This is a genomic window from Roseburia sp. 1XD42-69 (assembly GCF_003612565.1).
Classification (GTDB): domain Bacteria; phylum Bacillota; class Clostridia; order Lachnospirales; family Lachnospiraceae; genus Roseburia_B.
In genome coordinates, this window is the sequence record NZ_RAZG01000001.1 from 136,534 (window position 1) to 149,250 (window position 12,717).

Here is a 12,717-nt window from a genome sequence, read left to right on the forward strand (position 1 = left end):
AAAATAATAAATGTAACATAAAATATATTAGTTAAGATAAAGGAGCGATTTGAATATGAGAAAAATAAGTATTACGGAAGCACTTAATGAGTTGAAGTTGTATGATTCAAAAATCACAAAGGCAATTACCAACGCTACTCTTTGTGGCGCTGCTAAAAAATCATCTGATAAAGTTGGCGTTGTAAAGAAGGAAGACTTTGAAGATCGTGCAAAGGCATCTTATCAGTCTGTCACTGATTTAATTGCAAATAGAAACACTCTAAAATCTGCTGTTGTAAAGTCAAATGCAATTACGGAAGTCACTGTTGCTGATAAAATTATGACTGTTGCAGAAGCTATTGAGCGTAAAAATTCTATTGAGTATGATGAAACTTTACTTAATGAAATGAAACGTCAATATGCAAACGCTACTGCTACTGTTGATAAGGAAAATAAGAAAGTGGATGCTAAGGTAGATGATTTACTTACTACTCTTGTTGGGAAAGATTCTGATAAGAAATTGAGTAAAGAGGATCAGGAAGCTGTTGAGAAACCTTATAGAGAGAAAAATGAATTTGAATTTGTAGACCCTCTTGGGTTGTATGAAAAGATTCAGACTCTTGAAGCAGACATTGATGGTTTTAAGTCTAATGTGGATACGGTGCTTGTTCTTTCTAACGCAACAACCTTCATTGAAGTAGATTTCTAACTTTTAAACTATATTGTAGTTATTACGAAAACCTAAAACTTACATCCTGTCACCTATGCAGGACATCATAGGTAAAAACAAGATGAAAGTTTAATGCTTTCTAATGAACAAAATTCCAATATTATATAGGAATATTCGATAGAATATTTGAATGAAAATTTATCAAATGGTGATAAATTTACATATACAGATTATTGAGATAACATCGTTTACTGCTCAATAGGTATTTATGTAAATACTTTTGGAAATGAAAATTCAAAACTCAGCATTTAAAACTTAAAACTCACTTGTCAAAATTCTTTATTTGTAAAGTTTAAAATATAATTACTAAAATTCGATAAAATCCATGATTGAGTTTTATTCGTGTTGTGTAATTGACGATTAGGTTTGTACATGGCTGTAATAACTACATTAAAATATTTGAGATTATAAGTATTCTTATATTCATTTCTTATACAGGTGGCGGTACTGCTATTCTAGCGGTATCGTCATTTGTTTCTTTTACGGACTTAACTCAGTATGGTAAGAGTGGTGTTCTTATAAAGCACTGGTCATTGGTTCAAATCCAATAGTCCGTATTTTTTTGTCTGTTTAGTACAAACAGTCCTCCGTAGCCAGGCTCTCCGTCAATAGCCCACAAATTGTAAAATATTATAGAGTTTAAAATAAAATATACATATGAAAGGAAAATTTCATTTATGGCAAAATCTAAACTAATTTTCAAAAGAAGTACGACTGATAAATTATCAGTAAAAGGTGTTTTATCAGAGGATGGAACATTTATTACATATACTGATGAAAATGATGTAGAACAGGATGTAAAAGTAGCTGATTTGTTAAAAGTATTCATCAATCAGCCAATTGAATTTGGAGTAAGTCTTAAATCAGATGAAGATTTAGACTTAATTACGTCGGAAGATGATGAATAGAAAGTAGGTGGGTATTATTACTGACTTACATAGATTAGAAAATGAGAATGAAGAACAGTTTATATTTAGGCTCGGTTCTGCTAAAGATTCTGGAATTCTTGATATGAGTTGGGAAGAAATAGCTACAATTATAAATTCAGAATTCAGGTCTGACGAATCTGAGTACAGGAGCGAGGCAGCATACAGGAAGCCCTATCAGCAAGCTAAGAGATATTTAGATGCTAACGCTTTTAAGACTTGTAAAGATGAAGATTCTTATTTTAAAGAGTTACAGATTCAAAAACAAGATATAAGGAAGGAAAAGCAAAAACTTTTTGATGAGCGTACAGCCCTAAATAAAACATTACGTGAAAATGCAAGAATTGAAGAAGATTTATCCAAATTAGAACGCTTAATTAAAGAGAATGGTTCTACCACTCTTCCACTAGTGAATAATTTTATTGCATCTGCTGACAATGATTTATTTATCTGTTTATCTGATTTTCATTTAGGAATTGACACAGATAATTATTTCGGAAAATATAATTCCGACATTGCTGCTAATAGATTATCTCAGTATTTATCAAAAATAATTGAAATACAAAAGATACATAAGTCGGAAAATGCGTATGTCGGTATATTAGGTGATATTCTTAATGGCGAAATCCATTTTACAACGCAATTGGAAAATAGAGAAAATGTCACTGAGCAAATTCAAAAGAGTGCGGAGTTAATTTCTGCATTTATTTATGAATTGAGTAAACATTTTAGAAGTGTATATATAAATGGAGTGGCGGGGAATCACTCAAGGACATCATTTAAGGATCAGGTTCTTAGAGGAAACCGATTAGATAATCTTATACCCTGGTATATAAAAGCAAAATTAGACCATTTGCAGAATGTAATTTTTATTGATGATGAAAATTATGATTCTACTATTGCCACTTGCATAATTCGTGGCAATGAATATCTTATGGTACATGGCGATTGGGATAGTTACTCTGAATCTGGTGTGTCTAAATTGGTTATGATGCTTAATTTCAAACCAAAAGGAATCTTTTATGGGCATTTACATAGATGTTCATATGATGATATTGCAAACGTAAAAATTATTAGAAGTGGTAGTTTTAGCGGAACCACTGATGATTATACCATTTCTAAGAGACTTAGTGGAAAGCCTTCACAAATGGTTTGCGTAATTGATAATGATGGAATAAAGGCTTGTTATCCTGTTTCATTAGATTAACAAATAGATTACTAATTTTAAGGAGAAATATGAACGAAGATAAAAAAGTACCTGTTTTAGATTTTGAGGAAATGGTTGATTGGATTCAGTTAGAAACAAAATATGATAGAGATACAATTCAACATATTCTTGAAATGGAAACTGAATGGTTAAAACAAACAGGAGTTGTCATTGAAGAAGGAGAAAGCCCTAATGAATAAATTTCTATTCTACATAAAACAGTTATTACCACTAAAATATCACTCAAAATATAGTCTCCAGAATGGAGAAAAACAGCTCGCAATCTGGAGACAATGGTTTGGTAAACCATTTGAGATCCAACATTTTACATTAGCAGATTAATGGAACTCTGTACCATTACATTTAGGACAAGGTGGTAATGTGTCTGTGTTGTCATCTAACACTACTATCTGTCCACAATTATCACAGGTATATGTACCTGCCCCTGGCTTTTCACCTGTAGTTGCCATATTCCCTATCTCCTCTCTTGTGTGATGATATTATTGTACTACAGATTGGAAAGTTATGGAATATTATTTAACAACAGAATCGTCACGAGTGGATGATTATTATATTTGGTTGACAAAGCCATAAACACATGTGTTGGAGAGTACGTGCTACTCTCCTATTTTATTAAAATGCAAAAATAAAGGAGATTTTTATAATGGTAAAGAATAATATGATTAAAGCAATTGCATCTGAGGCAGAAGTCACAAATAAGGTTGCAGAGGCAGTTATGAATGCCTATGGAAAATTTGTACTTGAATCACTAAACGAGAATCGTGATGAAAAAATTCCTCTTCCTTGGATTGGTACGTTTTCTGTAAAACATGTTGCTGAGAGAAGTGGTGTTGCTGCTCTTGCAGGAGGCAAGGAATGGACAAAACCTGCTCATGACGAATTGAAGTTTACAATTTCAAAATCTGTCAAAGGGCTGTAATTCAGACTGGCGGTGACAATATTGTATGATAAAATTGTAAAATCTGTAGATTTGACAGATGATGAACTAACAATCCTCAAAGAACTACTCTTCTATCGTTTAGATGAATGTGTATCTATTGGAGAGGAAATTACTGTGAGAGAGTTGATGGAAAAGTTAGAAAATTGATGTTTATAGTATCTGATACTTAATCAGAGTTTATAAAGCAAGGCTTACGTTCAGAAAATGGGCGTAGGTCTTATTTGTTTGGAGAAGTATAACTTAGAGATTTGCAGTGAGTGAAAATGACTGTCGATCAGTGAAGCGACTGATTACCTTTAGACGGATAAACCATTGGTGGTACGCATGTGTAGGGTATGCTCCTACCACACCAACAATGGAGAGACTTGTGGGATAATTACCCACCACTCTCCTTTTACTGAAAATAAAATTTTTGAATAAAAGGAGAAAAGTAAATGAATGAAATTTTAAATCAACACAAAAATACTATCACAACGCTTGAAATTGCCGAAATGCTTGGAATGAAGCACTATAAAGTTCTTGAGAAATTAGAAGGTACGAAAGACGGAAAAACAAAAGGCATTATTGATATTCTTAACGCCCACGATTTCGTGGTGGTTGAATATTTTATAAAATCATCGTATGTAGATGCAAAAGGTGAAGAAAGACCTTGTTATCTCGTTACAAAACTTGGATGTGATTTTCTTGCAAATAAATTTACTGGTGAAAAGGGTGTTTTGTTTACTGCAAAATATGTAAAGCGTTTTGATGAAATGGAACAAGAACTTAAAAATCCATACAAACTACCGACTACATATAAAGAGGCATTAGTTCAATTACTTGAAAAAGTAGAAGAGAATGAAAAACTGATTGAAGAAAATAATCACAAGCAAATAGTTATCAATGGGCTTACAGATGAAATTCCTTTATATGAAAAGCCTGATATTATTAATAGAATTTGCAAGAAGTCTCAGGGAGGATATGCAAACAGATATAATGAACTATACAAATGTTTTCGTGAAAATTTTCATACAGATCTAAAAATGAAATGTGAAAATTATAATGAAAAACAGATAAAGAAGAAAGATCAACTTACAACAATTCGTTATGCTGAAAAATTTGGATATATAGATGATTTATATACTTGCTGTGTAAAGTTATATGAATCAGAAGTCAGAGAAATTTTAAAAGAATTAGACGAATTACATAGGTAAGTTTTATAGAGATATGGTATTGGTGAAAGTAAATACCCTACCAGTGATGAGGCTGGTTACTTATTGAACGGAAGGAAGTGAATATTTTATGTTCACTTCTTTTTTGTTTGGAGAAAAATATAGTGTCCAATGTGATTTCTTAGGGAATCATTTGGCTTACGGACTGGTATGGACTGTAAGCTAAATTGGTATCGGAACCTGCATTTGGAATTTGGGAGAGGATAAGGAAGTCTAGCTAACTTCTGAAGGTGGTACTCCGTATCCCACCGCCCTCTTCTATTTTAATTTTGATACGGAGAGATCGGAGAAATATGAATGGGAAAAGCAGTTTATTTAGATGTTGGTAATAGAAAAGTATTAGCAACAAAAATAACTTATAATGATTTGATTATTCTATATAAACAATATATAGAAAAATATAGCAGTGTTCCTATGCTTACTCAATGTTCATCTAAATACAATCTTCCGCAAGCAGGAATTGTTAAATCTGTTGTTAAAAATGAGGGTATTTCATATAATGAATTTTTATTACAATTTGGAAAAGTAAGAACTTTAGATGTAAATGGAACACATAAAAATATTAGAGATTTGAAATATGATGACTTGGTTATTTTATATAATCAATATATAAATAAATTTCATGAATTTCCAACAGCAAATAAATGTACATATCAATATAATTTACCCTCAAGACAAATCATTTTAAAAATATTAAAAGATTGCCAAATATCTATTGATGAATTTAATAAACAATTTAGCATAAAAGACAAAAGACGTATTTATGAAGATATTCATATTGGTGATATTATTGGCAGATGGAAAATAATAGGAAAAGGACAAAGTAAACAATCTAAAAAGAATAAAAATATTCCTTATTGGATTTCTCAATGTACATGTGGAAGCGGAATAATTAAAGAGGTTAGTGAAAATGCTCTAAAAAGAAAACAATCATTAAGTTGTGGATGTTTGAGAAATGAGGCCGTTGCAAACTTAAAGGGAAGCATTCGTTCACAATCATTTTATGATTGGTGCATAGAGCAACATCATGAGGAATGGTTAAAAAGATGGGACTATGATTTAAATAATTTAGATCCAAAACATATCTCATATTGTGCACATAAACAAGTCTATTTTAAATGTGATAAAGGAATTCATAATAGTACAAAATATGAATTGGCACATGTTTCTAATATGGACATTATACGATGTAAGTATTGTAATTCTTTTGCACAAAAGTTAATAGACGAAAAAGGTGAAAATGCTTTAGAATTATACTGGGATTATGATAAAAACAAACAAAATCCATGGGAAATTCCTGCATATTCAAAAGAACATGTGTGGATTAAATGTACCAAAACAGATTATCATGGGTCATATAAGGTTTCCAGACAAAATGCTTTAAGAAACGAGTGTCCATATTGTTCTCATATAAGGATTCATCCAAAAGATAGTTTTGCTCAATGGATGATTGACAAATATGGCAAAAATAATTTTGAAAAAATATGGAATTATGATATGAATACAATTAATCCATTTGCAATAGCACCTTCTACAAGAACATCAAAAGTTTGGTTGAATTGTATAGATACAACATATCATCCTCCAACTCATGTATATCCTAATGATGTAAAAAATCATGAACATCATTGTAGTTATTGTGCTAAAAAATCTGTTTGCAAAGAAGATAGTCTTGGTTATATATATCCAGAGTCATTTAAATATTGGTCTGATAAAAATAATAAGACGCCTTATGAATACTTACCATATTCAAGTCAAAAAGTATGGTGGAAATGTAAGGATGATATTCACAAAGATTATATTAGAAGTATTTGTGATAGTGTAAATTATGAGTTTAGATGTCCTAAGTGTTCATATGAAAAAGGTATATCATTTTTACAAGAAAAAGTGGATACATACATTACGGATAAATATGGATATAATACGCTTCATGAACATAATTGTAATATTGTTCCTATTAATCCAAAAACAAATTTTCCATTACCTTTTGATAATGAAATTGTCGAATTGAAATTGATTATTGAAGTCCATGGGAAACAACATTACGAAATAACAGGATTTACACAATTAACAGCAAAGCATTATAATACTACGCCTGAATATGAATTAAAATATCAAAAATGGAAAGATAAATACAAAAAGGAATATGCTTTAAAAAATGGATATAATTTTTTAGAAATACCATATTGGACTGAAATCGACAATACATATCAGTCATTAATAGATAACAAAATTAAAACGATTTTAAAAGAAGCGGTTTAATATTTAATCACTTCTTTTTTTGTTTGAAAGGAAGTGATACTTAATGCCAGAACGCAGTAAACGAATTTGTCTTTATGATGAAGAAAAAGCAAAACATATAAATCCAGAAACATTAAAATTGTTCCAAAAATATCAGATAGATATGTCAATTCGTGATTTATCTAAAAATACTATTTTACAGTATAATTCAGATCTTATGCAGTGGTTTATTTATATGTATAACAATCAATTTAATTTATCTGTAGTCGAGGCTAAAGATGAAGATCTCGAAGAATACTATTATTGGAGAAAACAGCAAGGGAATAATGTTAATAGACAAAAACGTGTAATGGCTTCTATTTCTGCTTTCTATAAGTTTTTGCGTAAGAAAAAATTAATCGTAGAATCTCCTGTTGAATTTATTGAACGTCCAAAAGCAGGACAACCAATTACTGTGCAAACATATCTTACAAAAGATCAAGTACAGTTAATGCGTGAGAAATTACAGGAGCATGGAGATATTCAATTACAGACTTATGCTTTTGTTTCCTTAACTACTATGGCAAGAGTAAATGCTGTTGCAAATTTACGTTGGGAACAGATTGATTGGGATGAAAGAATATTTTCGGACGTATTAGAAAAAGAGGGTAAAATTGTTGAATTATCTTTTTCGGAAGAAACAAAGAGATATCTTGAAAATCTTGTACAGTACAGAAAAGATAATGAGATAAATGATTATGGTTGGGTATTTATTAGTCCTTACGTTACTGAAGATAAACCTATAAATAATGGAACTTTGAATGATTGGTGTAAGGTAATTGGAGAAATGATCGGTGAACCAACACTTCACTGCCACGATTTTCGTCATTCATATGCCACGTTGCTTAAAAATGAAGGCGTAAATTTAGAGGATGTATCTGTTATGTTAAATCATTCTGGAACTGATGTCACGAAGAAATTCTACATAAAAACGGATACTTCCAAAGTTCGTAAAATAAAGGATTCTATCAACATTTGACCCAATAAATCTCCAATTTCATCCAAGCACAACAATATATCCGCAATTACGTAACAAAACATTGACAACAGTTACGAATTGGTTTAAGATATTCTGTAGAAAGAGATTCTACACAAAACAAACAGCATCCGTTAGACGGTTGAGCCATAATTTGGTCGATTAATGGCTAATAAAACAAAATTGAATTATTAACACAAAAGTAACCGCTTTATTTCTCATGGCGGTTATTTTTGTGCCTTTTATCAAGGAACTTGACTATGTAAGCTGAAACTACTCCGCTTACAACGCCAATAACTAAAGGTATTACAATTAGTTCACAAATTGTCACTTCTTTTATCACCCTCCTTTCTGAGCAAGGGTATCTATAAGATTAACAGAACATCGCTGTCCTGACGTGACTCAACCGCCTAACCGTCTTATCTAGCCAAAATAAAACGTGGATGCTGCTTGCACTTATTATTCTACAAAATATCCCATATATTGTCAAATAAATAGTAACAAAAAAAACTATAACAGGCTGACAACTGATAAGGAAAGTGTTGAGAGATTAAATTAGCGAATGGCTGCTGGGCAGTCTGACATTCTGGAAAGACAGAATATTCAGGAGAGTTTTCAGCACTCTCCTATTTTCATGGGTAGGTGGCACAGCGGGGATAATAATACAATACATGAGGTGATATTTATAAGACAATGCTATGTTTGGAATCTTAGTAGGGAAGAAATACAAGAAAAAGTAAATCATTGTAATAGTATATGTGATATGCTTGAAATTTTTGGATTTAAAAAAACAAGCGGAAGTATGGCTAAAGTAATGAAAAATATAATCGATACATATAACATAAACACATCACACTTTAAACCATATAAAAGAACAAATCAAAAGCCAAAATATTCTTTATCTGAAATATTAGTCTGTAATTCCACCTATACAAATATTGCAAAATTAAAAGAACGAATTATAAAAGCTGGCATTTTAGAATATAGATGCGAATGCTGTGGTAATAAAGGAGTATGGAATGGACAAAAATTAACATTACAACTAGATCATAAAAATGGTGATCATACTAATCATTCTATTAATAATTTAAGATTTCTTTGTCCAAATTGTCATTCTCAAACTGAAACATTTGCGGGTAGAAATGCTAAATATGGTAGCAGATAACATCAGAGGTTCAAATCCTCTCCTGCCCACTATATAAAAACAAAAATATAAAAAGAAAGTTGGTAAATAAATGGAAACTCATGATATTGATAGACCTTTAAAGATGGGAGAAATCAGAAGTGTTAGAAGTAATGGTGGAACAACTCTGAATATGCTGGAATTGCTTTTCTCTCCCACTACCATAGCAAAATTTGAAGTAAATAGAAATACAAATAAGGTTGATTTTTTAATAGATAATGTTGATTTAAAGTACCAGGATCTAAGATGTTCTCTCAGTAAAGATGTACTTAGAGATTTGTACATCTATATCAGGGATCTCTATAATGAATTGAATGATAAAGAAAGCGAGGAAAACAAATAATGAGAATTGAGCCAAAAAGAGATATTGAGGCGGGAAAATATTCAACTCTTCTAGTACCAATTTGGGGTACAAGCACTATGACAGAAGCAGATGAACTTGAGATGGCAAAGGATTTTCCACAAGTATTACGTTATGCAGACATAGAATTTAAAGGTAAATTCATTGTTACTAACGGGAATCCTATTATGTCAGACACAGAGGATGCTGTTGAGGTAGTTTTAGATTTAAATGACCAAAAAATCCCGATTAATGAGAATTTAAGTATTAGTTTGGAACTTGATTATAATAAGGTTTCAAAAGAGTTATTGGATGAAAAATATCTAACTACGCAGGAATTATATACACAGGCACAGATTATTTTATTTGAATCAAAGATTAAGACAAAAATTCATGAACTTTTAGAAATTGCCAGAAGCAACGTAAATGACTTTTTGGTTACATCTGAGGAAGTTCTGTAAAAAAGTATCTGTATTGTGGAGAGTGGCTGTACTGCTCTCCTATTGTTTGCAAAGTAAACCCATAAGGTTTGGGACTCCGTTGCTAACGGATGTGTTCTAAAAGGAATGGATTTCGATTGTTCCGCTTTGCGTTTATGGTGACGTACCGAAATCTGGTTATAACGGCGCAGACTTGAAATCTGATGTGTTATGGAAAACATGACCTGTGGGTTCAAATCCTACCGTCACCGCTTCAAATAAGCATTTTATTGGATAATTTTTATAAAGTTGTTGAAATTCCACGTAACAATATGATATGATGTATATATATGAATAAGGTGGAAATGCTATGCAAAAGATATTCAAAAATAAAGAATTAAAAAATGCCATTTCACTAATTTTGACGGTTAGTATTGGTTTAATCGGATCATCTATGGGTAGCTGGAATGCAAAAGAAGATAAATTTTTCCAATTAAAGTTAGTTTCACTTGTTGTTTTATCTTTTATATTTATAATATTTCTTATTTTTTCTTATATATATGATCGAAAAGAAAGCAAAATATTAGATGAATGCTATGATGAAATAAAAAATCTAAAATCTGAAATTAAATTAAAAGAAAAAGAAATCAAAGCTTATGAAAAAAGTCAACTTGCGTTATCTGCAATCTTAGAAACAAGTGCAGATGATATAAATACTACAGCAAATAACATTAAAAAAAATGATGTAATTTCGCTTGATAATTGGAATTTTAGAAAAGAATGTAACTGGATTTGCGAAAAAATCTTAAGTATAATTTCTGATTTATCAATTAATGGTGAAGATTTTGTCGTAAGTATTTTTCAATTAAATCCATTGTCAAAAGGAAAATCTAAAAGTATTACAATGATTGCGCATTCTAGCAAATTTAGAAACACTCCAGATATTTATGGAAAACCATTATCTTTTAGAAGAAACTCTGAATTCTATGCGGTAAAGCTATTTAAAAAAAAATAAACATGAACCAGATGTACTTATTGATAAGAATGAAGTAAATGAAAGATTTATATATAAAGATGAAAATAATCATCCTGACTATTCTCAATACATTGCAATGCCTATACATTGTAGTGGAAATGATATGCTTTCATTATTACAAATCATAGCTTTTGGAGAATCAAAATTGGGGAATACTAAAATTGAAATTACCCAAAAAATCAACAAATATTTACTTCCTTATATCCGCTTAGGACTTATGTCATATAAATGCGAAAAAGCTCTTCTTGCCAGTGGCTATTTAGTAGAGAAAATGAAGGGAGGTGCAGGTAATGAATAGTATTAAACAAGCATTATTATCAGAAGATGAATATGTCAAAAAAATACTAAGCCCCCTTTATAATAGTAATGAATCTCAAGAAGCTGTCATAAATAATAACCAAAAACAAATAGATGAGCTACTTAATACAGAGAAACGTATAAAAGAGCAAATGGAAGAACTTTTATTAAAGTATGCAAATCAATAATTTGTAGCAAACAACATAACAAAAAGACTGTTAAACTATGATATGACAGTCTTTTTGTATAGTTAGAAGAATGGTTTAATTCACTACATAGTAAATACATTATGAAATAGAGCCTTATTGTTCAGTAAAGAGATATTATAATACGCTGAGTATGATATTTTCAGAGTCAGAGTTGCCTCCAACAATATCTACGATTTATAATAAATCAAAAGAATTAAATCTCCTGCTCTTTTTTTAATATGCAGTGAAGGCATCTAATGTATTATCTCTTGCACTCTCATCATTATAATCAAGTGAAATCATTATTACTCTGTCACCAACAATACGAAAATAGTTATCTTTATATCTGAAAACATTGTTAAAGTCTACCATGTAACTAACCATAATGTAATCATCGTTACCTATTCTTATAGTTTTATCATCACTAATCAGTACATAATTATAAAAGGGATGCCGATCTATTTGCGACTCAAATGACTCAATAAACTGGAAAATATCTATTTCATCAGTCAATCTCTCTGTACATACTCCTGCAATAATTGACTTGTCATCAGACATACTCATCATTTCAAATACAGTAGTAAGCTTTGCTTTCCCTAACTCATTTTGATTAAAAACTATAGAAGGACTTCCATCTTCAAACTCATTCATCTTATCAAGCTCTTCTTCTGTAGACATGTTCATTCCTGCTGGATTGGTATATCGAAGTCCAATAAACTTACTTTCCCAACCTGTTTTTGTTATAGTTCCTCTATAGTATTCCTCTTCTGTATTGTTTCCAGAAGTTTTTTGCATTAACATTGAAGGTCTAATCGTGAAAATAAGTGACATTATCGTTAATATAACAGCAATAATAGAAGCCCAATTAGGTTTATCTTTTATATATAAATATATACTAATGCCTCCTAAAACGATAGTCAAAAATAAAGATATATTCTCTCTCATATATACACCCATAAATAAAATTTAATAATAAACATTTCA

Annotated in this window: 17 protein-coding genes and 2 tRNA genes; 17 read left to right on the forward strand and 2 right to left on the reverse strand. The window is 30.7% G+C overall.

Annotated elements, in window-relative coordinates:
- Nucleotides 1–55: 55 nt before the first annotated feature.
- The 5 genes from D7Y06_RS01045 to D7Y06_RS25780 all read left to right on the forward strand — a co-directional run bounded on the left by D7Y06_RS01045 (nucleotide 56) and on the right by D7Y06_RS25780 (nucleotide 3,042).
- Complete coding sequence (locus D7Y06_RS01045) at nucleotides 56–688, forward strand: hypothetical protein (RefSeq protein WP_120405981.1); 633 nt, start codon at nucleotides 56–58, stop codon at nucleotides 686–688.
- Nucleotides 689–1,191: 503 nt separating this feature from the next.
- A tRNA-Ile gene (locus D7Y06_RS01050) sits at nucleotides 1,192–1,266 on the forward strand.
- A 120-nt stretch (nucleotides 1,267–1,386) separates the two neighbouring features.
- Entirely contained in the window at nucleotides 1,387–1,617 is a 231-nt protein-coding gene (locus tag D7Y06_RS01055; protein ID WP_120405982.1) for a hypothetical protein, read from the forward strand.
- A gap of 7 nt (nucleotides 1,618–1,624) precedes the next feature.
- On the forward strand, nucleotides 1,625–2,842 hold the full coding sequence (locus tag D7Y06_RS01060) for a hypothetical protein (protein ID WP_120405983.1): 1,218 nt from the start codon (nucleotides 1,625–1,627) through the stop codon (nucleotides 2,840–2,842).
- A gap of 29 nt (nucleotides 2,843–2,871) precedes the next feature.
- A complete protein-coding gene (locus D7Y06_RS25780) occupies nucleotides 2,872–3,042 on the forward strand; it encodes a hypothetical protein (RefSeq protein ID WP_158591183.1) in 171 nt (56 codons plus the stop codon).
- Nucleotides 3,043–3,180: 138 nt separating this feature from the next.
- On the opposite strand, the gene D7Y06_RS01065 is transcribed toward D7Y06_RS25780, so the two are convergent.
- Complete coding sequence (locus D7Y06_RS01065) at nucleotides 3,181–3,312, reverse strand: zinc ribbon-containing protein (protein WP_120405984.1); 132 nt, start codon at nucleotides 3,310–3,312, stop codon at nucleotides 3,181–3,183.
- Nucleotides 3,313–3,506: 194 nt separating this feature from the next.
- Between D7Y06_RS01065 and D7Y06_RS01070 the strand changes: the two genes are divergently transcribed.
- The 12 genes from D7Y06_RS01070 (at nucleotide 3,507) to D7Y06_RS01120 (ending at nucleotide 11,733) form a co-directional block, all read left to right on the forward strand.
- Entirely contained in the window at nucleotides 3,507–3,782 is a 276-nt protein-coding gene (locus tag D7Y06_RS01070; RefSeq protein ID WP_120405985.1) for an HU family DNA-binding protein, read from the forward strand.
- Nucleotides 3,783–3,803: 21 nt separating this feature from the next.
- Complete coding sequence (locus D7Y06_RS25785; protein ID WP_158591184.1) at nucleotides 3,804–3,950, forward strand: hypothetical protein; 147 nt, start codon at nucleotides 3,804–3,806, stop codon at nucleotides 3,948–3,950.
- Nucleotides 3,951–4,237: 287 nt separating this feature from the next.
- Complete coding sequence (locus D7Y06_RS01075) at nucleotides 4,238–4,996, forward strand: Rha family transcriptional regulator (protein ID WP_120405986.1); 759 nt, start codon at nucleotides 4,238–4,240, stop codon at nucleotides 4,994–4,996.
- Between the two features lie 315 nt (nucleotides 4,997–5,311).
- A complete protein-coding gene (locus D7Y06_RS01080) occupies nucleotides 5,312–7,276 on the forward strand; it encodes a zinc-ribbon domain-containing protein (protein ID WP_120405987.1) in 1,965 nt (654 codons plus the stop codon).
- A 43-nt stretch (nucleotides 7,277–7,319) separates the two neighbouring features.
- Nucleotides 7,320–8,273: a tyrosine-type recombinase/integrase gene (locus D7Y06_RS01085; protein ID WP_120405988.1), complete on the forward strand. Its 954-nt coding sequence runs from the start codon at nucleotides 7,320–7,322 to the stop codon at nucleotides 8,271–8,273.
- A gap of 559 nt (nucleotides 8,274–8,832) precedes the next feature.
- Nucleotides 8,833–9,435, forward strand: a complete 603-nt coding sequence (locus D7Y06_RS01090) for an HNH endonuclease signature motif containing protein (RefSeq protein WP_120405989.1) — start codon at nucleotides 8,833–8,835, stop codon at nucleotides 9,433–9,435.
- A gap of 70 nt (nucleotides 9,436–9,505) precedes the next feature.
- Nucleotides 9,506–9,796, forward strand: a complete 291-nt coding sequence (locus tag D7Y06_RS01095; protein WP_120405990.1) for a hypothetical protein — start codon at nucleotides 9,506–9,508, stop codon at nucleotides 9,794–9,796.
- The gene (locus D7Y06_RS01100; protein WP_120405991.1) at nucleotides 9,796–10,254 is read left to right on the forward strand and encodes a hypothetical protein; all 459 of its coding nucleotides are present in this window, start codon (nucleotides 9,796–9,798) and stop codon (nucleotides 10,252–10,254) included. Before D7Y06_RS01095 ends, D7Y06_RS01100 begins: the two co-directional genes overlap by 1 nt.
- A gap of 136 nt (nucleotides 10,255–10,390) precedes the next feature.
- Nucleotides 10,391–10,484 (forward strand) — tRNA-Ser (locus D7Y06_RS01105).
- 98 nt (nucleotides 10,485–10,582) lie between these two features.
- The gene (locus D7Y06_RS01110; RefSeq protein WP_120405992.1) at nucleotides 10,583–11,227 is read left to right on the forward strand and encodes a hypothetical protein; all 645 of its coding nucleotides are present in this window, start codon (nucleotides 10,583–10,585) and stop codon (nucleotides 11,225–11,227) included.
- Nucleotides 11,228–11,351: 124 nt separating this feature from the next.
- Nucleotides 11,352–11,546: a hypothetical protein gene (locus tag D7Y06_RS01115; RefSeq protein ID WP_120405993.1), complete on the forward strand. Its 195-nt coding sequence runs from the start codon at nucleotides 11,352–11,354 to the stop codon at nucleotides 11,544–11,546.
- Nucleotides 11,539–11,733, forward strand: a complete 195-nt coding sequence (locus D7Y06_RS01120; RefSeq protein ID WP_120405994.1) for a hypothetical protein — start codon at nucleotides 11,539–11,541, stop codon at nucleotides 11,731–11,733. Before D7Y06_RS01115 ends, D7Y06_RS01120 begins: the two co-directional genes overlap by 8 nt.
- 234 nt (nucleotides 11,734–11,967) lie before the next feature.
- Here the strand turns inward: D7Y06_RS01120 and D7Y06_RS01125 are convergent, their stop codons facing one another.
- The gene (locus D7Y06_RS01125; protein WP_120405995.1) at nucleotides 11,968–12,678 is read right to left on the reverse strand and encodes a hypothetical protein; all 711 of its coding nucleotides are present in this window, start codon (nucleotides 12,676–12,678) and stop codon (nucleotides 11,968–11,970) included.
- Nucleotides 12,679–12,717 lie beyond the last annotated feature (39 nt).